At 60.8% G+C, this 237-nt stretch carries 1 pseudogene; it reads right to left on the reverse strand.

The window, feature by feature from the left end:
* Positions 1-38 precede the first annotated feature (38 nt).
* Positions 39-237 (reverse strand): annotated as a pseudogene (locus tag SB772_RS45375) (phosphate ABC transporter, permease protein PstA); the annotation flags it as partial.

Here is a 237-nt window from a genome sequence, read left to right on the forward strand (position 1 = left end):
TCCTTTCGGAGCTTGCCGCTTGTGGCTTAAAGCTTCAATCAGTGGTCGAGGGCCTTGTACTTCTCGCGCAGGTGGTTACGGATCCACACTGCCGAGAGGTTGAGGGTGGCGATCACCAGCACCAGCAACAGCGCGGTGGCGTACACCAGCGGCCGGGCGGCCTCGACGTTCGGGCTCTGGAAGCCGACGTCATAAATGTGGAAGCCCAGGTGCATGATCTTCTGGTCCAGGTGCAGG

Source organism: Paraburkholderia sp. SIMBA_030, from assembly GCF_046535245.1.
Taxonomy (GTDB): domain Bacteria; phylum Pseudomonadota; class Gammaproteobacteria; order Burkholderiales; family Burkholderiaceae; genus Paraburkholderia.